General features: G+C 58.6%; 19 protein-coding genes. 8 read left to right on the top strand and 11 right to left on the bottom strand.

The features are described 5' to 3' along the window. Positions 1-2 precede the first annotated feature (2 nt). Both AEQU_RS10600 and AEQU_RS10595 read left to right on the top strand, forming a co-directional pair. Positions 3-653: an HAD family hydrolase gene (locus tag AEQU_RS10600; RefSeq protein WP_022741371.1), complete on the top strand. Its 651-nt coding sequence runs from the start codon at positions 3-5 to the stop codon at positions 651-653. A 260-nt stretch (positions 654-913) separates the two neighbouring features. Then, positions 914-2,323, top strand: a complete 1,410-nt coding sequence (locus AEQU_RS10595; protein WP_022741368.1) for an MFS transporter — start codon at positions 914-916, stop codon at positions 2,321-2,323. On the opposite strand, the gene AEQU_RS10590 is transcribed toward AEQU_RS10595, so the two are convergent. Continuing rightward, the gene (locus AEQU_RS10590) at positions 2,301-2,774 is read right to left on the bottom strand and encodes a GNAT family N-acetyltransferase (protein WP_022741366.1); all 474 of its coding nucleotides are present in this window, start codon (positions 2,772-2,774) and stop codon (positions 2,301-2,303) included. The two genes, AEQU_RS10595 and AEQU_RS10590, sit on opposite strands and share 23 nt — an antisense overlap. Positions 2,775-3,118: 344 nt before the next feature. Between AEQU_RS10590 and AEQU_RS10585 the strand changes: the two genes are divergently transcribed. Next, complete coding sequence (locus tag AEQU_RS10585; RefSeq protein ID WP_022741363.1) at positions 3,119-3,976, top strand: AraC family transcriptional regulator; 858 nt, start codon at positions 3,119-3,121, stop codon at positions 3,974-3,976. Between the two features lie 104 nt (positions 3,977-4,080). Here the strand turns inward: AEQU_RS10585 and AEQU_RS10580 are convergent, their stop codons facing one another. Next, positions 4,081-4,530 (bottom strand): zinc ribbon domain-containing protein, encoded by a 450-nt coding sequence (locus AEQU_RS10580; RefSeq protein WP_022741359.1) that lies wholly within the window; start codon positions 4,528-4,530, stop codon positions 4,081-4,083. Positions 4,531-4,720: 190 nt separating this feature from the next. Here AEQU_RS10580 and AEQU_RS12545 point away from each other — a divergent pair, with 190 nt between their 5' ends. Together AEQU_RS12545 and AEQU_RS12540 are read left to right on the top strand one after the other, a co-directional pair. Then, positions 4,721-4,876, top strand: coding sequence for a 3-methyl-2-oxobutanoate hydroxymethyltransferase (locus AEQU_RS12545; RefSeq protein ID WP_144079494.1), 156 nt, complete (start codon positions 4,721-4,723; stop codon positions 4,874-4,876). A gap of 84 nt (positions 4,877-4,960) precedes the next feature. Continuing rightward, positions 4,961-5,185: a TetR family transcriptional regulator C-terminal domain-containing protein gene (locus tag AEQU_RS12540; protein WP_158318412.1), complete on the top strand. Its 225-nt coding sequence runs from the start codon at positions 4,961-4,963 to the stop codon at positions 5,183-5,185. Between the two features lie 70 nt (positions 5,186-5,255). Here AEQU_RS12540 and AEQU_RS12775 read toward each other — a convergent pair whose 3' ends face one another. Together AEQU_RS12775 and AEQU_RS10570 are read right to left on the bottom strand one after the other, a co-directional pair. Further along, positions 5,256-6,638, bottom strand: coding sequence for a GNAT family N-acetyltransferase (locus tag AEQU_RS12775; protein WP_244874849.1), 1,383 nt, complete (start codon positions 6,636-6,638; stop codon positions 5,256-5,258). Positions 6,639-7,166: 528 nt separating this feature from the next. Beyond that, positions 7,167-7,634 (bottom strand): hypothetical protein, encoded by a 468-nt coding sequence (locus tag AEQU_RS10570; RefSeq protein WP_022741349.1) that lies wholly within the window; start codon positions 7,632-7,634, stop codon positions 7,167-7,169. Between the two features lie 219 nt (positions 7,635-7,853). Here AEQU_RS10570 and AEQU_RS10565 point away from each other — a divergent pair, with 219 nt between their 5' ends. Then, the gene (locus AEQU_RS10565) at positions 7,854-8,465 is read left to right on the top strand and encodes a helix-turn-helix transcriptional regulator (protein WP_022741346.1); all 612 of its coding nucleotides are present in this window, start codon (positions 7,854-7,856) and stop codon (positions 8,463-8,465) included. A gap of 80 nt (positions 8,466-8,545) precedes the next feature. On the opposite strand, the gene AEQU_RS10560 is transcribed toward AEQU_RS10565, so the two are convergent. The 6 genes from AEQU_RS10560 to AEQU_RS10535 all read right to left on the bottom strand — a co-directional run bounded on the left by AEQU_RS10560 (position 8,546) and on the right by AEQU_RS10535 (position 12,754). Then, entirely contained in the window at positions 8,546-8,884 is a 339-nt protein-coding gene (locus AEQU_RS10560) for a hypothetical protein (RefSeq protein WP_144079493.1), read from the bottom strand. A gap of 269 nt (positions 8,885-9,153) precedes the next feature. Next, entirely contained in the window at positions 9,154-9,813 is a 660-nt protein-coding gene (locus tag AEQU_RS10555; RefSeq protein ID WP_041714706.1) for a nitroreductase family protein, read from the bottom strand. A 55-nt stretch (positions 9,814-9,868) separates the two neighbouring features. Further along, on the bottom strand, positions 9,869-10,357 hold the full coding sequence (locus tag AEQU_RS10550) for a MarR family winged helix-turn-helix transcriptional regulator (protein WP_041714705.1): 489 nt from the start codon (positions 10,355-10,357) through the stop codon (positions 9,869-9,871). A 23-nt stretch (positions 10,358-10,380) separates the two neighbouring features. Next, complete coding sequence (locus tag AEQU_RS10545; RefSeq protein WP_022741340.1) at positions 10,381-11,142, bottom strand: MBL fold metallo-hydrolase; 762 nt, start codon at positions 11,140-11,142, stop codon at positions 10,381-10,383. An 18-nt stretch (positions 11,143-11,160) separates the two neighbouring features. Next, positions 11,161-12,396: an alpha/beta hydrolase family protein gene (locus AEQU_RS10540; RefSeq protein ID WP_022741337.1), complete on the bottom strand. Its 1,236-nt coding sequence runs from the start codon at positions 12,394-12,396 to the stop codon at positions 11,161-11,163. Between the two features lie 139 nt (positions 12,397-12,535). Further along, positions 12,536-12,754: a hypothetical protein gene (locus AEQU_RS10535; RefSeq protein ID WP_022741334.1), complete on the bottom strand. Its 219-nt coding sequence runs from the start codon at positions 12,752-12,754 to the stop codon at positions 12,536-12,538. Between the two features lie 212 nt (positions 12,755-12,966). Between AEQU_RS10535 and AEQU_RS10530 the strand changes: the two genes are divergently transcribed. Further along, complete coding sequence (locus AEQU_RS10530; protein WP_022741331.1) at positions 12,967-13,176, top strand: hypothetical protein; 210 nt, start codon at positions 12,967-12,969, stop codon at positions 13,174-13,176. 635 nt (positions 13,177-13,811) lie between these two features. Here the strand turns inward: AEQU_RS10530 and guaA are convergent. Beyond that, a complete protein-coding gene (gene guaA, locus AEQU_RS10525) occupies positions 13,812-14,792 on the bottom strand; it encodes a glutamine-hydrolyzing GMP synthase (RefSeq protein ID WP_022741328.1) in 981 nt (326 codons plus the stop codon). Between the two features lie 436 nt (positions 14,793-15,228). On the opposite strand from guaA, the gene AEQU_RS10520 reads away from it, so the two are divergent. Beyond that, complete coding sequence (locus AEQU_RS10520) at positions 15,229-17,445, top strand: cation:proton antiporter (protein ID WP_022741326.1); 2,217 nt, start codon at positions 15,229-15,231, stop codon at positions 17,443-17,445. Positions 17,446-17,713 lie beyond the last annotated feature (268 nt).

Here is a 17,713-nt window from a genome sequence, read left to right as displayed (position 1 = left end):
TTATGAACGACATTCAAGGCGTGCTGTTCGATGCGGATGGCACGCTGATCGACACCTACGACATCATTCTCACTTCGATGCGCTATGCCGTGAACGACGTGCTGGGCTGCTCGCTTGATGACGCCGAGCTAATGGCGGGGGTTGGCACGCCGCTCTACGATCAGATGCTGCATTTCACGGGCGGCGACTCGGCTCGTGCTACCGAGATCACGCAAATCTACCGCGACCACAATGACGGCGTCCACGATGCGCGCATTCGCGCCTTCGGCGACACGAAGGCGGCGCTCGAGCGGTTTCAGGCGGCGGGCATCCCGATGGGCGTGGTCACCTCGAAGCGCCATGCCATGGCCCAGCGCGGACTCGAAATGAGCGGCATCGCAGACCACTTCCAATTTCTCATCGGCCATGACGATTGGCCCGAGCATAAGCCAGCTCCCGGCCCCATTCTGCGAGGCTGCGAGCTTTTGGGTGTGGCGCCAGAATGCAGTCTTTACGTGGGCGACAGTCCCTTCGACATCCAGGCTGGCAACGCTGCTGGCTGCGCTACCGCCGCCGCCCTCTGGGGCATGTTCCCACGCGAGGCCCTGGCGGCCGAACGTCCCACGCTCATGTGCGATTCGCTAACAGGGCTCGCGGATCGACTGGGCATTTAGGCCAGCTTACAGCTGCACAACCATATCGCGCTCTCGGCAAGTTGCGCGGACGCTCTCTCGTACTATGATTTCTTGGCACAAGGCGCTACGTGCTTTCGGCGCGTTGGCGCGAAAGCATCTGCGACGAAACATGCTGCGGCGAAACACGCTGCGGCGAACTCGAACGTAGTCGCCGGCGGTGGAGGTGCGTCGACTGCCGGGGCGCCGCGTGTGAAGGCGCCTGGCTTTAGCCGGCCGCAATATAGAATGGAGTTGCCGCTATGGCTGTTCAAAACAAGCAGACCGCAAAACACCGCCAGGCGATGATCGTGGTGCTGTTCGCGTGCAACCTGCTTGCCTCTTTGATGCAGTCGCTCATGAACGTCGCGCTCGACTATGTTTCGGCAGAGTACCACGTGAGCCTGTCCGAGGCGAACCTGCTGGTGCTCGGCTATTCCATCGTGGCGGGTATTGTCATTGTGCTCGCAGCCCTCTCGCTCCACCGCTTCGGTTTGAGGAAGGTCATGCTCTTCGGGCTGATCGTGTCGTTCGTCGGCTCGCTGCTCGGCGTTCTAGCCTGGGATTTTCCCTCCTTGGTGGCGGCGCGACTCATTCAGGCCGTCGCCACGGGCCTCTACTTCCCCGTCGTGAACGAGGCCCTGCTCAATCTTTCGCCTAAAAACGGCGCCGGCCGCCTGCTCGCTATCAATAGCGGCATCATCGGCATCGGACTTGCGGTGGCTCCCATCGTTGCGGGCCTTATCATCACCTATTGGGGGTTGCGGGTACTGTTCGCCATTCCCGCAGTGACGGCGTTCGTTCTCTTTTTCATTGCGCGTCGCACGATCGTCGATGTTATGCCGCGTCAGAAGTTGCCCGTCGACGGGCTGAGCGTCGTGCTCATTGCCGCGGGGCTTTCCGCCTTCATGATCGGCTTGAACGAGGTTACGCGCAACCCGCTGCCGATGGCGGCGCTCATGATCGCGGGAATTGCCGTGTGTGCGTGGTTCATCCACCGTCAAGGACGCCTCGCCCATCCGCTTTTGGACATGCGTCCGCTTCGCAACAAGACTTACGCTCTGGGCGAGACCCTCATCGTTCTCAGCTATATGAGCTCAATTTACCTCAGCCTGCTCATTCCGCTTTATTTGGAAGGGGTGGCGGGTTTCACGCCGTTCATTGCTGGTTGCTTGCTGGCTCCGGCGACGCTGTGCTATGCGGGTCTGTGCTTTGTCAGCGGCCGGATGCTCGGGAAGGCGGGGGTGTGGCCGCTTGTGCCCGTCGGATTCGGCGTGTGCCTTGTCGGGTTCGTGGCGCTTGCGGTGTTCACGCGGCTCGATCTTGCGCTGGCCATCGTGGGCTGCATGGCGCTTGCGTGCGCGGGAATCGGCACCGAGTATCCTGCGATTAAGAGCGTCGATCTGGAAGTGCTCGCGCCCGAGCTGTCCGCAAGTGGCTCGTCGATCCATTCCACTTTGGTGCAGATTGCAGGATCTATTTCGTCGGCGCTCTTCGTCGGTCTCATGTCGGGGCAGGTTCACCGCCTGATGGCCGATGGCATGGCGAAAGCGCAGGCCTATAGCGCAGGTTTCTCGATCACCGTGTACCTGGCGGTCGCCTTTGTAGTGGTAGCGGCCATCTTATCGGTGGTTTACGCGCGCCATGTGGTCAAGCTGACCCGTGGGAAGTAGGGCGCAGGCGCATATGCAGGATGGGGAAGGGGTCGCCCATACCGTCGGTTTCCGAGCGGTCGAACACCTCGAAGCCGTAGTGCTCGTAGAAGCCGACGGCTTGGCCGTTCTGCTCGTTTACATCCACGAGGGTGGCGCCGTGCTCGCTTACGGCATGGTCGAGCAGGAGTGAGCCCAGCCCGCAGCCGCGAAGGGACGGGTGGATGAACAGCATCTCGATCATAGCGCCATCGACACCGATAAAGCCTACGACCTGGCCATTCTCGTCACAGCAAGCCGCCAGGTGAGCGACGGACGCAATCGCATCCGGCACATACCCTGCGATGCGCTCGATGTCGTCCGACGTGAGAAATGCGTGCGTTGCTTCAACCGAAGCCCGCCAGCAGGCGACCAGCTCGGCCAGCAAGCTCGTGTCGTCGCCAAGCTCAATGTCTTCGATGCGGAATGCCATTGTGCTCCTTCCGTGCACGCATGAAACTTTAAGGACTATAGCATACCGTGCTGCAGCGGTCGGGGTGCTGCTCGTGCGCTGCTTCTGCCAGTACTTCCGGTGCGAGACGAGAGCACCCATGAACGAGACGGGCTCTTCGTAGCGATACCTTGTTGCTCTTTGACAAAACAGTAAACGGCAGTAAAAGAAGTTCAAAACAGTAAAGCGCTGGGAGACGCTACGGAACCGCAGCGACCGCGGCTTAGGCGGGGCAGAAGCGTGAGCCGGACGTGCCGAAGTTGCACTTGAACGGAGAGGAAGGGGCGTGGTTCAATGGGTACTCTGATCGGGTAAGGAGGTGCGAAGTGAGCCAGCTTGAAGATTTGAATCGCGCCATGGCCTACATCGAGGAACATTTGGATGGCACGGTCGATATGGACGTGCTTGCGCGCATTGCGGTGTGCTCGAAGTATCAGCTGCAGCGGATGTTCCCCTATCTGACGGGCGTGACGCTGCCCGAATACATCCGTCGCCGCGCTATGACTCGGGCAGCCCAGGATCTGCGGGCGACGGACGCGAAGGTGGTGGACGTGGCCCTGCGCTACGGCTACGACTCGCCGACGGCGTTCGCTCGGGCGTTCCGGCGCGTGCACGGTGCCTCGCCCAACGATGCTCGGCGCCCGCAGACTAAGCTGACGCTCTACCCGCGCTTCGTGTTCACCTTGTCCGTGAAAGGAGAAGAGCCAATGGATTACCGCATCATTGAACAGGGCGCCTTCCGCGTCGTCGGCATTCCGTCCGACAACGGGACGTGGGAGGTGGAAGATGCTGGGGAGAAGGCCGTCGATTACTGGGAGAAGTTGGGACCCCGCGTGCACGAGATTCTCGATCTCGTGGACGGCAGCGAGCCGGCTGGGCTGCTCGGCGTTCAGTTCTGCCGCGACGGCGCGTTCGACTGCTACATGGCCTGCGTCGCGACGAACCGCCCGTGTCCCGAGGGCATGGAGGAGCGCACCGTGGAAGCGGCCACCTACGCGGTGTTCGAATGCGTGGGGCCCATGCCCGAGGCGATGTGCGAGCTGTGGCACCGTATCCTGACTGAGTGGCTGCCCTCGTCTGGCTATCGCTGGGAGAGCAAGACGGACGTTGAGCGTTACTTCACGCCGCGCATGACCGCTCCCGACAGCCGCAGCGAAGTCTGGCTCCCGGTGGTGAAAGCCTAGCGGAAGCGGGTTCTTTCCGGCCATTCCAGCAGCATCTATGGGGCGTCTTCGGCCGTCCCATAGATGCTCGGGAGCTAGCGCCGTTGGCCGGCGCTAGCTGCGCGCTACTTCTGCCAGTGCTGCAGGTGGGGGACGAGGACGCCCATGAACGAGACGGCCTCTTCTTGCGACATGCCGGTGGCCTCCATGAGGAAGGGGGCCGTCTTCTCGATGAGCTCGTCCTCGCTCTGGTAGGCGAATTGGCCGCCGTCATAGCACCACTTGCAGTAGGCCATGTTCTCTGTGCCGTCGGCCTCGGTACCGTGGGGCATGTTGGGAACGGTGAAGGGGGTGCCACAGCATTGGCACAGCTGGCTCACGTCGATGTCGAAGAGCTGAATGACCGGCACGTCAAGCACAGCCGCGATGAGCTTGCGCATGTCCACGGACGGCTCGGTCTCGCCGTTTTCCCAGCGCGACACCGCCTGACGGGTGACGTAAAGCTTCTCGGCCAGATCTTGTTGGGTCATGCCGCGCTGCTCCCGCGCCGCGGCAAGGGTTTCCTTGAACGCCATGTTCGTCCTTTCTTGCAGGGCCCCCGGGTGGTTGCCCGCGTTTTTACAGGGGCGTCTGGGTGATTGCCCTCGTTCTCGCATGAGCTCATTCTGCCTGGTCGCCTGGCTCCCTTCAAGCAACATCTTGTTGCGCGCGGACGCTCATGGATGGTTGAAAGTTAGAAGAGGTTGTCTATCGGCGCCGGGCGCCGTGGGCGGCTTTCAGCTTGGTGGCTTCCGGGTGCTCGGCCGGACAGAGGTCGAGGAGCGTTTCAAGCTCCTCGGCGACATCTGTGTCCGCGTCGCTGGGGTCGAGGCGCTGGAGCATGCCGAACTCGAAGGCGTCTTCGCCGTGCTGATCCCATAAGGCTTGCAACCGCTTGTCCGGGTAAAGCCCCGACGACAGTTTTGTCCAGTTTCGTCAAACGAGCTAATCGTCGATCAAAGGGTTGTGAAGCATGCGCAATCCGCGCTCGATAGATTTTGTGTCAGTCTTGTCGCGCAAATGAAAGCTGATTCCCTGGTTGATGAAAAACTCGACGATCGCCTCGAGGGCGCCAGACTCCATGCTCTTCTTGATGGTTTGACTCTTCAACTGCTCAATGATTCCTCAAAAAAGAACCAATCGTTTGCCGAGGCGGTTCTTCGGTGTCATATGGCGACGCTCGTTCCATAGCATTCGCGGGGCGCTCTTTGGGAGTCTCCGCATTAAGGGGGGCGACCATTTTCATGGAAAGGAGAGTCTTTTACGATTCTCGAAAGCACGTGCCGGCGCCGTAGAGGCGAATCGTGCCGCCCTCGAGTTCGTGGGCGTCGCCCAGGTACTCCCAGCCGCACTTCTCGTAGAAGCCCACCAGATCAGTGACTAGGTACAGGCGGTTGTAGCCCATGGTGGCCGTTTCGGCCCGGGCGTGATCGAGTAGGTGCCGCGCGAGACCACGGTGACGATACTCTTCCTCCACGTACAGGGCGCAGAGGTTGGGGGCGAGGTCGGGCCGGTCGTGGAAGTCGTTCTCGATGATGCCGCAGCCCGCAATGATGGGGCTCGCGACCTCGTTGTTCGCGCGCACGATGTACCACTGAGGGACGGCGCTGCCAGCTCGGGCGCTTTCCCGCATGCTCTCCAGGTACGCATCTTCTGGAATGCCCCACTTCGCAGAGAACCACGCAGCCGCCTCTTCCGCCATTTCAGGATGATCCGCCACCCGCCAAATGCGCCAAGGCGCGTCCGAGGCCGTGCTTGGCTCTTCCCCCGAAGGCCAGCGGTCTCCATCGCCAGGCGTTCGCTTGCCGGGTTCTGCCTTTGGCTGCTGGCTAAAAAGTCGCTTCTCTTGCGGGGCGAAATAGTGCTCGGTGGCGTAAAGGTAGCGCTCTTCGAAGCGTTGCACGGCTTCCCTCGACTTTTTTGCGAAGGGGAGCAACATGTCGTAGGCGTGGAACCAGTGGGGGTACACGTCCACTGTCGCTTCTATGCCTGCGCGCTTGAGGTTCGCGACGTACTCAAGCGCCTCGCAATAGAACGGCTCTGCAGTGCCGACGTAAGTGTAGGCAGGAGGCAGCCTTGCGTAATTGGTTTCCCGGGCGGGAGCGGCGTAAGACGGTGGCGTCGTGCCTCCTAAATCGCGGAGATAGTGTTTCCAGGCAAATCGGTTGGTGCGCGTGTTCCACACGGGTGCGTGATTGTCTCGCGAAGAGGCGGTCTCCCGGTCGTCCAGCATGGGGTAGAGGGGCATCTGGAAGGCGACGTTGACCTCGCCGAGATCTCGCGCCAAAAGGCAGGTGGCCACGGTGAGGCCGCCCCCGGCGCTTTCCCCACCCACCATGATCTGTGCGTCGTTGATCCCCAGCTCGTCAGCGTGAGCCTTCAGGAAAAGCAGAGCGGCGTAGCAGTCTTCCAGATCGGCGGGAAACGGTTTCTCGAACGCGGTGCGGTATTCCGGGGCCACTACCACGGCGCCGTGCTTTTCCACTAGAAGGCGGGCATGGGGTAGGAGTATTTTCTGGTACATGCCGTGAAGATGGCCTCCTCCGTGGAGCCACAGGATGCCAGGAGTGTTTTCTTGCGACCGCGCGCTTTCCGTGGGGCGTAAGATAAGAACCCGTATGTCGCGATCCGAGGAGGGGATCATCCTTTTCTCGATGGTGTGCAATTTCCGCGCGGCCATGCTCGTCCTCCGGATTCCCGAGGCTTTTCTGCTCAGGGTAATATACTGCCAGAAGGCAGAGGGGTCAGAGGAGAAAAGTCCTGACGCGTATTCGGGCGATGCAATGCGTTCTATGGCCGAGGGTCTGCTCTTGCCGCCCTTTCGGTCGACGAACCCCCCGGTTTCTGCAGCAAATCTCGAGTTGTAAGCGTCTGCTTCCGCTTGTGGTAGAAGACGCGTCGAGTGGTTGGAGAGAAATGCCCGATCAGAGCGGTGCGCTTTAGGGCGATTACCCGAGAAGGCTGACGACGCCCTTCCTCGGACGCTTATAACTCAAGATTTCATGCAGAATAGGGTACCTTCGCCGACCGAGGGCCAGTGTAGAATGCGGTCGGTGCCCCTGCTGCGAACCCCGTTTGAAGATGGCTTTCGCAGGGCGATGTTGCCGCTGCGAAAGCCCATGTGGTCATCGCCGTCGTTGCTCGACAATGCTGAGCATTGGCAGGAGAGGCTCTACTCGCATGATTCTTTGCGGCCGAGTTCGCTTAGGGCTTGCAGGGTGGGTTGCACGTTCTCGGCGTGCCAGTTTTTGTAGCCGCCGGCGTACTGCGTGGCGTATATACCGGACAGTCGCAGGTCGCTCAGCTCCTTTTGCTGGGTGGTGAGGCGCACGGCGCCGCTGCTGGTCTCGATGTCGATGACTACGTTGCGCAAGTCGTCGATAAGCTTCACAGATTCAATGTCCGCATACGGAATAACGAGCGAGACGTCCCGTTCCAACGTTCCCCAAAACGACTCGAATGGAAGCAGGATGAGTTCGTTCTCGCACATCTGGAGGACCGCCACATCCCATGTCTCGAAAAAGCGGACGATCTTCTCGCTCAAATCTCCCGCCGCGCCCTTGACGATAATGCATCGATCCTCCAAAGGCGTGTAGCCGGCATCCATCGCATATTTCCAGACCTTTTCCTCGCGGGCCATAGCTGCTGTTCCTTTCACTCGGATTTGCGTCGACGGGCATTATTCTGCCGATTCGCTCCTATGTCTGCAAATGGACTGCACTAGTAAAATCCCTGCTCAAAGGGCCTGTAAAAGACTTTTGACAGCTGCGCCTGCGCCATTTTGCAAGACTTGTGGGATATCATTTCGGTGCACACAAGCGGCGCGACACGCCAACGGGTAATCGAAAGGAAGGGATCGATGGAGCTGGCTCGGCAGTTGAAGGCCAAGCGGGAAGAGCGCGGGTTTTCCCAAGACGAGGTTTCGAAGGCGATTTTCGTGTCGCGCCAGACCATCTCGAATTGGGAGAACGACAAGACCTACCCGGACGTGCAGAGCCTGCTTTTGCTCAGCCAACTGTTCGAGGTTTCCATCGACGAGCTCGTGAGGGGAGACGTGGTCGCCATGCAGCGTGCCATCGCGGAGGATGCACGCCGGATGCGGCTGCTGTCAATCGGGATGCTGACCTTCTCGGGGCTGGCCTTCCTCTTCCTTCTCGGCTTCTCGATTGCGTGGCCAGAACCGTCGGGGTTCGCGCGCATGAGCAAGGGGAACCTTGCGGGGGCGGTCACATTCATCGTGCTCTACGCCATCGGGTTCGCCATGGCCGTCGGGGTGGATCGCCTGAAAAAGAAGCACGACGTCGTCGCCTATCGGGAGATCGACCGGTTCCTCAAGGGCGAAGTGGCAGCCGAGCCCGATGCGGAAGGCTTCGCCCGCAAGCATCCGGCGCTCGGCGTCGTAGTGAAGCTTTTCGGCGGCGCCGCAATCGGCCTACTGCTCGCAGGGCTTTTGCTCGCTTTGGAAGGATAGGCCGCCAATCACACTGATGTATTGGCATAAATTCAGTGTGATTGTTTAAATCTGCGAATGCAGCTCTGTGCGACAAAGGATCATGCCCGGACTTCTCCCGAGTGCTCTATCGCGAGCAAGCTGTCGCGGATGTCTTTTTGAGCCAGGGGCCGCATGCTGTCTGCGTAGCGGGCGACGTCGGCATCTCTCAGCGCGGAGACGATTTTGGGCGCAAGGGTGGGCTTGGCCTCGGCGAGCAGGGGGAGCAGTTTTATGCACTGTCTCGCGCAGATGGGCTTTTCGTCGGTTATATGCTCGAGGTACCCGTCGATTATCCAGAGGCTCATCTCCCAGAGCAAGCTGCTTGGTGATTGATTTCCTTTCGGGCAAAATGAGACACCGTCTCTGAGCAACTGTCTCATTATCACGCTGCAATTCATGGCGATTTCGCTAGGCGGCGTGTCCCTGTGGCAGCATCACCGACCACCATGGCACAGCTCGTGGCATTCGTCAGGGAACTTGCCAGGTAATGTGTGCCGGTGACCATGCAAATTAGCTTAATGTAATCGGTTCCGGATTTGAGGATATCAGGTCCATGAAAGACGCGAACCCTGTCAAACTTTTCAATCCGAGCAGGGTTCGCAAACTTTGTTAGTGGTGGAGAATCGGTGCGAGACTGCACGGCATACAAGCACTTGATTCGATGCCATCATTGCCAACTGAATGAGTGATTGCCTGCTCCTAACGCAAAGTGATACTTCACCAAGCCGAGATCTTCGCCCGAGAACGTTCCCGACTCGTACGTGATGGAAACCTCGTCTCCAACACCCTTTATTTTGAATGCTTGTTTATCGAGAGCGGTTGGGGCAAGGAGTGCAGCCTCGACGCCATTCTTGAACCACTCGGGTTCAGGGCCTTCGTATGTTGCGACCTCTTGGGGAGACTTCGACTTGTGTGGCTTTCCCTGCGTGGCTCCGTAGCCGACGGCAATGATGCCGATTACCTCATCGCCAGGTGCCTTTTGTGCCACCCTGGCATGGCTATACGTACCACCTACCCACCAGGTATTCAGTCCGAGCGTTTGACAGAACAGCATGAGATCGGCTCCTGCCATTCCAAGCCGCTCACGCAAGTCGGGAGCGGCTTTTCCGGCGAGGATGAAGTAGTTTCGCACGCCTTTGGCCAAAACGAGCTTGATCGCCGCATTGAAGGCGGAGCTGTCACCTCTTATCAGTTGGATATCAGTGTGGTACTTTACGTTAATATCGTTGAGGCGCTCATTAATCTCCTGAGCGACCTCGATCGGAATTGGCTTATCGGTGTATTTGCGAACCATATGCCTCTCGGACATGGCTTGTTTCATATCCATACTGTATTTCTCCTTACTGAGGGATGGGGGAGCTTGTCGCCAAAGACGAACAGGCTCATTCCATGAACTGCGGCGTATCGAGGACCTCCGTCAATCTCTCGACTATGGCGATTAGCTCTTCGATGTCCTCACGTCCTATCGTTTCTATGAGGGCGTCGAGTTTTGCATTGAATTCGTTCTCTTCGTCACCGAGTAGTTCGCGTCCTTTCGGCGTGAGCAAAACCAGTGTGTTGCGCCTGTTCTCGCGAGAAAGGGCACGCGTGATGAAGCCCTTTTCCTCAAGCGAGTGCAGCATCTGCGACACCGCACCTTTTGTGACGGAGAGAAATTGCCCGATATCCGTTGGACTCACATTCGAAGGGCTGTCGGCCGAGTTATTGTCCACGGCCCTTAGTAGCATGAATTCAGCAAGACTGATATCCTGCTTCCCGTCCAGCGGCCTCATTCCCAAGCCAGAATTGGCAAGCTTCTTGAACTTGAATATGGTTTGTAGAAGCTCGATGCGCAGCTTCTCGTCTTTTGCTCTGCTCACACTATTTGTCATGGAGCCTTCCCGTCTTATCTTTTCTAACCGTTAAGAGCCTCATTCGCAAGTTCTGCAATACGCTCTCGGGCATCTCCTGCAAAAAGTCCTCCGTGGTAACACAACACGTCTTCGATATCATACTTGGTCAGCTTGGATATTGAAGAATACGCCTCGCTTTCGTCAGCTGAAAGACCATGTTTTGGGCCGAACAATTCGCCATCGACCAAATCGAGCTCGTCACCAGCGACGAGTATTCCATTCTTGTTAAGATAGAGGCATATATGGCCTTCCGTGTGGCCTGGTGTATGAATTACGGTAATGCCTCCACCAAAAGGAAGGACATCCCCGTCTTCAACAGTCTTCGTGACAGCAACACCTTTATAGGCCTTTGCTTCGGCTACTAGCTTCTGCATCTCTTCACGAAGGCTTTCCGGCATGGAATCGAGTGTGGTTTTTAAATTCTCAGGATCGAGCCTGCCGAACTGCTCTGTTCCTTCGATAAAGGGCTTCTCTGCTTCATGACATATAACATCAGTTCCTTCACCGGCAAGGGCAACAAGACCAGGCAGACCGCCGATATGGTCGAGATCCTGATGCGTGAGGATCAAGGCATCAATATCCATTGTCGTCATATCGATTTCACTCAGCTGCTCTTCGATTTCGGGAATAGAAGTCGGTAATCCGGCATCTATCAGAACAGAACCTTCTTCATTAGATACAAGCAGGGGATATATCGTGCTTGTCTGGCCCAGCCTCTCCATCTCGAGCTCAAGCGCATATACGCCATCGGCTATCTTTTGCATTGCGGACTCGCCTCCTCCCTAGAGAATCTCTTCGATCCAATTCATGATGAACTCAGAAGCTGGAGCATATCCTCCGGTTTGACAATGACATTGCGCGGTGGAATCGAAGTCGAAGAGGTGATACTTCTTCGGGCACTGTAAGGCTTCAAAGTATTGTTTTGCTGCTCCCGGCTGAACTTCGGCTGCGCCATCGAGAACGAGAGTGTTGCACGAAACAAGGCCAACCACATCGGAATTGTCATAGCGATCCAAATCGGCTGGAACGTCTTCTTTTGGAACGCCCTGCTTCCAAGCGTAGTCATCTAGCATGAAGTTCATGAAGGGCGGACGCTGCTCCTCGGGGATCTGAAGTATCATCTGTAGCCTCTGCTTTATCTGTCCGCCCCAGGCGAGATTGCCAGGATCTGCCACCATCACCTTGAAGCGCTTGTCGAAGGCAGCCGCTCTCGTATTGAGGAAGCCTCCGAAGCTCATCCCCATGAGTCCGATGCGGTCTGGATCGACTTCGCCTTCAAGCTTGCTCAATGCGTAATCCAATACGGGAGTGACGACATGCTCCCAGTCAGGACGGAAGGTGAGGCCTTGCATGCGCAGGGCTAGGCCTTGCCCGGGTCCATCGTAAATCACGCAATGAATCCCACGCCTCAGCGCCTCGTCATAGACCCATCGCGTATCCTCCGCCCAGGTGTCACGACCTGGCGTGATCACCAGGAGCGGTGCCTTGCCTTCGGCGTGGGGCGAGCGATAGATATGTCCCGGCAGAAACGTGCCTTCATAGGGTATCTCAATGTACTCTCCCGGATAGCCTGACAGGGAAAGATATCGCTCATAGCAGCTCATGTAAGACTGAGCGTACTCTTGAACTTTCGGGCTATGGATGTCGGTGTAATTCATGAGCATCACACGCCAATACGTTGAGGCGCGTAGATAGGCGGATGCAGCGGATTGCGTATGACCTTTGGCTTCATAATCTTCTGCTTGGCTTTGCAGTTTGCAAGCCATGGCGCCCCACGACTTCGCCCATCCGTCTTCTGCAAACTTATCGATGTCGCAAATGCACTGAAAGGTTTCGCCCACATCTGCCATGCCGGTGTAGACGAGGCCCAGGACATGCTTGGCGACCGCATCGGTCAATATATCGCTGCTGAGTTTGATTTCTGACCAGTACTCGGCATCGCCGACAAGCGACGCTTCTGGTTGGCCGCCTTCTGCCATTTTCTGCATCTTTTGCATCATATCTTCTTTGTTTGGCATGATGTCAACCTTTCTCTACAGATGCTGTCTGTCAATACAGTATAGATCTAAACAATATAGTTGTAAACCATAATGAGGTTGAAAAAGAGGGCCAGCGCGAAACGCGCCAGCCCTGTGCTCTATGGGCGCTATTAGATTCCTACAAAGCGTTGGCTTCTTCGAGGATCTTGTCCATGACTTCAGGCGTGAAGCCCTTCTTGCCTGCTTGGGGGAATTTGAGGAAGGTCGAGATCTTGACCTTCCCTCCATTCTTCATGTTAGGGTCTTCTGTGGATCCGGGAACGTACTTCTCTATGATGGCAACGATCTGGGGATCGGCCATCAGCTCTCCCAGAGTGGAGGAAGTCGTGTAAGCCATGATTCTCCTTTCGGTTGCTCGGCACGTATGCGCGCATCGCCTGCTCGTTGCTATTCGCTAGTGAACTCCGTGTCGAAATCAGCGTTCTTGCGCTCGAGCTCGATGTATTCTGCAGCAGCCTTTCCTTTTCCCTCTTCATGTAGCAACCGGTTGTGACGATAGAGCAACACACGCGCGGCACGAAGCACGCATCGCCCGAGAACGCATAGCACGTGTGGTTCGGGCTGCCGAAGGAGGTAGCCAAGCGCACGATCGGCATCACTCCTAACGAGGACGGCACTCTATCCATCGACCCGAAGGCCGACGGAGCTCAGAAGATGGCTCAGGCTATAAGCACTTGGCATAATGTAAAAGAGGAATTGAAGAGCGGTCAGATGAGCGAGGACGACTACAGGTTCTGGAAATCGTCGTTCAGGCTTTAAGACTCAAACTCCATATCAATACACCTCTAAGGACGCCGTTTGGCGTCCTTCTCTGTTCACGGCAGAAACTATTACACGAGCGACAAAGCGACGAATGGTACCACCTGCCGTCCTCAAAAGGTCTCTGTTTTAGGTTCATATTCAAGTCTTTATGAGCGACTTCTGGCTACCCGGTACCGTTTTTCAAATCTCGAAGAGAGCGCAAATTGCGCCGAAATGAGCTCAAAATCATCCTTTTTCATAGTACCGCCCGAATTTTTACACCCCATCCCGAACTGGGCAAACATGAAAAACGACACCTCAAATTAGAGGTGAGTTCAAAATGGTACTATTTTTGTCTTTTCGAGCGAAAAACACACCCAAGCAATCGTTGCAAGTGGTTTATCGAGACCATTGTTTTGGAAAGCTTTCCAAAACTTTCCACTTCTTTCGAATTCTCTTAATACTGAAGAACCAAAAAGCGTGCCCCACCTGGGATAAAAAGACCCGCCGAGGCTTCGGCGGGTCTGAATTCTGCGATTTCCGTTTGAGAGCTTTTCCCAGCGGCTTACAACTTTTCTTTACCGGAATGGGTGTAAATTACACAAATTTACAAAACATTAGACTAGATAAAAAAATGCCTCTGACCTCGCAATTTACTCCCACTCGACCGTGCCCACGGGCTTGGGGGTCAGGTCGTAGCAGACGCGGCAGATGCCGGGGACTTCGTGGGTGATGCGATCGGTCATGCGCTTGAGGAGCGCCCAGTCCAGCTCGGGCACCTCGGCGGTCATGACGTCCACGGTGTTGATGGCGCGGATGATAGCCGGCCACTCGTAGGCGCGCACGCCGTCGCGCACGCCGGTGGCGCGCATGTCGGGAACCACGGCGAAGTACTGCCAGGCGCCCACGTTCGCCGCTTCCATCTCTTCGCGGACGATGGCGTCGGCCTCGCGCAGGGCCTCCAGTCGGTCGCGAGTGATGGCGCCGAGGCAACGCACACCCAAGCCCGGGCCGGGGAAGGGCTGGCGCTCAACCATGTTCTCGGGCAGCCCCAGCTCGCGGCCGACGACGCGCACCTCGTCCTTGTACAGCAGCTTCACGGGCTCCACCAGGTCGAACTGCAAGTCCTCAGGCAGGCCGCCGACGTTGTGGTGGGCCTTCACGCCGTCCTTCGACTCCAAAATGTCGGGGTAGATGGTGCCCTGGGCGAGGAAGTCCACCTCGTCGCCCACCTTGCGGGCCTCCTCCTCGAACACGCGGATGAACTCGCCGCCGATGATCCTGCGCTTGGTCTCGGGCTCATCGACGTCGGCCAGAAGGTCCAGGAAGCGGTCGGTGGCGTCCACGTACACCAAGTTCGCGTCCATCTGGTTCTGGAACACGTCGATGACCTGCTCGGACTCGCCCTTGCGCATAAGCCCGTGGTTCACGTGCACGCACACGAGGTTCTTCCCGATGGCCTTAATGAGCAGCGCCGCCACCACCGAGGAATCCACGCCGCCGGACAGCGCCAGCAGCACCTTCTTGTCGCCCACCTGCTCGCGAATGGCGGCAACCTGTTCGTCGATGAACGCCTGTGCCAGCTCGGGGGTGGTGATGCGCTCCATGTCGTCGGGGCGAACGTTCTCGTCCATTGAGACCTCCTCGGTTTCAGTGCGGCTTTTCCGATGGCGAGATTATAGCGTACAGGGGCAGGGGGCGACGGAGCCTGCCCTCCGGTTTGGCGGCGAACTGCGGTCAAGTGTGCAGGATTTTGCGATAGGGAGAGTGCTTCGGAATCGTTGTGTGCAAGATTTTGCGATAGGGAGAGTATGAACGCCCTTTTTGCGCCCGTTGAGTTCTCCCTATCGCAAAATCCTGCGCGAATTCCCTGCGTGCTCTGCCGAACGGGGCAGTACGCGAATGAACGGGGCGATGGGCCTGTGATGCCCGGGATGCTTTTCCGCAGCGCGAGACGTGACGGGGGCGTGACAGGGATGAAACGGGTGCGGGACGTTGGCACCACGGAAATCGCGGCGTCGGCATAATAGAAGCCGTCAATGGGAAATTGCGTGAGGAGAAGAGGCGCACGTGGAAGTTTTGGAACTGGCGCTCATTGTGCTGGCCTGTGTCATCGGCTCGGCGGTGCTGTGCCAAGTTGTGCCGCGGCTGTCGTTACCGCTCGTGCAGATCGCCGTCGGCGCGGTAGTGGCCCTGGCCGTTCCGGCTGTCCGCGACGTGAGCATCTCCTCCGAGCTGTTCCTCGTGCTGTTCATTGCCCCGCTGCTGTTCAACGAGGCCCGCGAGACGAACCCCCGCGACCTGTGGGAGAACAAGGGCTCCGTCCTGTCGTTGGCCGTGGGACTCGTGCTGCTCACGGTGCTCGTGGTGGGCTTCGTGCTGAACTGGTTCGTGCCCTCTATCCCGCTGGCCGCCGCCTTCGCCTGCGCCGCCGCCCTGGCCCCCACCGATGCCGCCGCTGTGGGCGCACTCGCGTCGTCGGTCAGCCTGAAGAGGCGTCAGTCGACGCTGCTCTCCGGCGAGTCGCTCATCAACGACGCGTCCGGCGTTGTCGCCTTCCAATTCGCCAGTGCCGCCGCCCTCACCGGGGCTTTCTCGGCCCTCGATGCCGCCGAGGAGTTCGGCCGCCTGTTTCTCGGCGGTATCGCTGCCGGCGTGGTCGTGGGCGTCGTGGGGCTGTACTCCATGCGGGCCCTGCGGCGCGGCGGCTACGAGAGCACCACCATCAACGTGCTCTACGAGGTATTCTCGCCGTTCTTCGTGTACCTGTTCGCCGAATGGCTCGGCACCTCTGGCATTCTGGCTGTGGTGGCCGCGGGCCTCATCATGGCCGATCGCTCCCAGCGCCTCACCTCCGCCTCCATCGCCCAACGCCAGCTGGTGTCCCGCAGCTTTTGGCGCATCATCGTGTTCCTCATCAACTCGGTGGTGTTCGTTCTTTTGGGCATGCAGCTGCCCCAGGCCTTCACGCCGGCCATTGCCGATCACTTCTCGCTGCCGTTTCTTTTGGGGGTGGTGGCGCTGGTCACGGCACTTATCGTGGGGTGCCGCTTCGGGTGGGTGCTCGTCATGGAGGAGGTCTACCGCGTCGGTCGTCGTCGCAGCCGGCGCCGCACGCTGCGGAAGAAGGCGTCGAAGGTGGAAACGGTGGAGACGAACCAGCCTTCGCCCACGCCGCATCTGCGTCACCGCCGCCCCCATTGGCGCGAGCGCATCGGCAGCTTGCTGAAGAACGCACTGGTGCTTACCGTGGGCGGTCCGAAGGGCGCCGTCACCCTTTCCATCATCTTCACCCTGCCGCTCACGATGCCCGACGGCGCGACGCCCTTTCCCGAGCGCGATCTTATCGTGTTCCTCACGGCGAGCGTCATCCTGTGTACGTTGCTCCTGGCCGACGGCCTGCTGCCGCTGCTCTCGCCGCGTGTGGCGGAAGCTTCCAACGAGCAGGAACTGTCCCGTGCTGCCATCCGCGTTTTGGAAGGCACCTTGCGCGAGTTGCAGGCCATGCTGGCCTCCGACGAAAACACTCAGTACGATCCGGCTTTGCGCCTGACCATCGCTCACTACCGGGTGCGCCTGGCCCGTGCGCGCGAGTCGGTGGACGATACGTGCAGCCAGCAGATCGGCGCTCTGGTGACCCAGGTGCGCGAGGTGCAGGAGAAAGCCGCCGATGCCATTCACGAGAAAGGTGGCTACGACAACGGCACGCGGGCTCCTTACTACGCCATGCTGCGCGAGGTGCGTCGCTCGCTGGGCTACGATGGTGCCGACGTGAAGGTGGGCTCGCGGTTTTCCACTCTGCGCGGCCGAGCGCGACTTCTGTGGCAGCGCACGAAGCTGCCGACGGTGGAAAGCGACCAGGACGAACGCGTCTATTACGACACCTGCCTGTTCGCCATCGAACTTGAGCACGCGGCCATCGATTATCTGCAGGACGTTGTCGACCAGCACGACGGCCGCCAGGGTGCCGCGCAGCTGCTTTTGGAGGAGCATCGCATGGTGCTGAACTCGCTGTGGAACCGCATCAACCACGGCCAGGACGTGAAACAGCAGGATCGCCCCGGCATCACGCTGACCCACCACCAGGCGCTTCCCGATGGCATACAGCCCCTGTTCGGAGGCCAGTTCGCCGAGGCCGCCCGCTACGCTGACGAAGTGGACGCCGACGCCCTTTCCATCGAGCTCGACCAAATCCGGCACTTGCAGGATCACGGTGAAATCTCCCTGCCCGTTGCCAACGAGCTGCGGCAACGCGTCTACGTCCTGCAGATGAGCTTGGGGGAGTAGCGTGTCCGGAGGCTGGAAATGCACTCAAGGAGTGCAGTATCAGGTCAGAATATGCACTCAAGGAGTGCATCAATTTCGCGGATTTCGGAAATCCTTCGGCAAATGCCACTTCGACCCCGCAATGGTCGATGGGCGTTGGGGCTCTCTGCCATTACGGGCCTGAAGTGGCAGAAAAATGCCAGTTGAGGGCAGCTATGGCAGAGGGGGGAAATCCGGCCCTGCCATTTCTGGGTCGAACTGGCATTTCCCCCTCGCTTTCGCGAAAAAG

The organism is Adlercreutzia equolifaciens DSM 19450 (assembly GCF_000478885.1).
GTDB classification, from domain to species: Bacteria; Actinomycetota; Coriobacteriia; order Coriobacteriales; family Eggerthellaceae; genus Adlercreutzia; species Adlercreutzia equolifaciens.
Note: the sequence above shows the minus strand (reverse complement) of the source record. Positions and strands in the feature narration are given on the sequence as shown.

Bases quoted from the DNA above. Each gene is read 5' to 3' on its own strand.
- AEQU_RS10600 (WP_022741371.1), top strand. From the start codon at position 3: ATGAACGACATTCAAGGCGTGCTGTTCGATGCGGATGGCACGCTGATC.
- AEQU_RS10595 (WP_022741368.1), top strand. From the start codon at position 914: ATGGCTGTTCAAAACAAGCAGACCGCAAAACACCGCCAGGCGATGATC.
- AEQU_RS10590 (WP_022741366.1), bottom strand. From the start codon at position 2,774: ATGGCATTCCGCATCGAAGACATTGAGCTTGGCGACGACACGAGCTTG.
- AEQU_RS10580 (WP_022741359.1), bottom strand. From the start codon at position 4,530: ATGGCGTTCAAGGAAACCCTTGCCGCGGCGCGGGAGCAGCGCGGCATG.
- AEQU_RS12775 (WP_244874849.1), bottom strand. From the start codon at position 6,638: ATGATCCCCTCCTCGGATCGCGACATACGGGTTCTTATCTTACGCCCC.
- AEQU_RS10570 (WP_022741349.1), bottom strand. From the start codon at position 7,634: ATGGCCCGCGAGGAAAAGGTCTGGAAATATGCGATGGATGCCGGCTAC.
- AEQU_RS10565 (WP_022741346.1), top strand. From the start codon at position 7,854: ATGGAGCTGGCTCGGCAGTTGAAGGCCAAGCGGGAAGAGCGCGGGTTT.
- AEQU_RS10560 (WP_144079493.1), bottom strand. From the start codon at position 8,884: ATGAATTGCAGCGTGATAATGAGACAGTTGCTCAGAGACGGTGTCTCA.
- AEQU_RS10555 (WP_041714706.1), bottom strand. From the start codon at position 9,813: ATGGATATGAAACAAGCCATGTCCGAGAGGCATATGGTTCGCAAATAC.
- AEQU_RS10550 (WP_041714705.1), bottom strand. From the start codon at position 10,357: ATGACAAATAGTGTGAGCAGAGCAAAAGACGAGAAGCTGCGCATCGAG.
- AEQU_RS10545 (WP_022741340.1), bottom strand. From the start codon at position 11,142: ATGCAAAAGATAGCCGATGGCGTATATGCGCTTGAGCTCGAGATGGAG.
- AEQU_RS10540 (WP_022741337.1), bottom strand. From the start codon at position 12,396: ATGCCAAACAAAGAAGATATGATGCAAAAGATGCAGAAAATGGCAGAA.
- AEQU_RS10535 (WP_022741334.1), bottom strand. From the start codon at position 12,754: ATGGCTTACACGACTTCCTCCACTCTGGGAGAGCTGATGGCCGATCCC.
- guaA (WP_022741328.1), bottom strand. From the start codon at position 14,792: ATGGACGAGAACGTTCGCCCCGACGACATGGAGCGCATCACCACCCCC.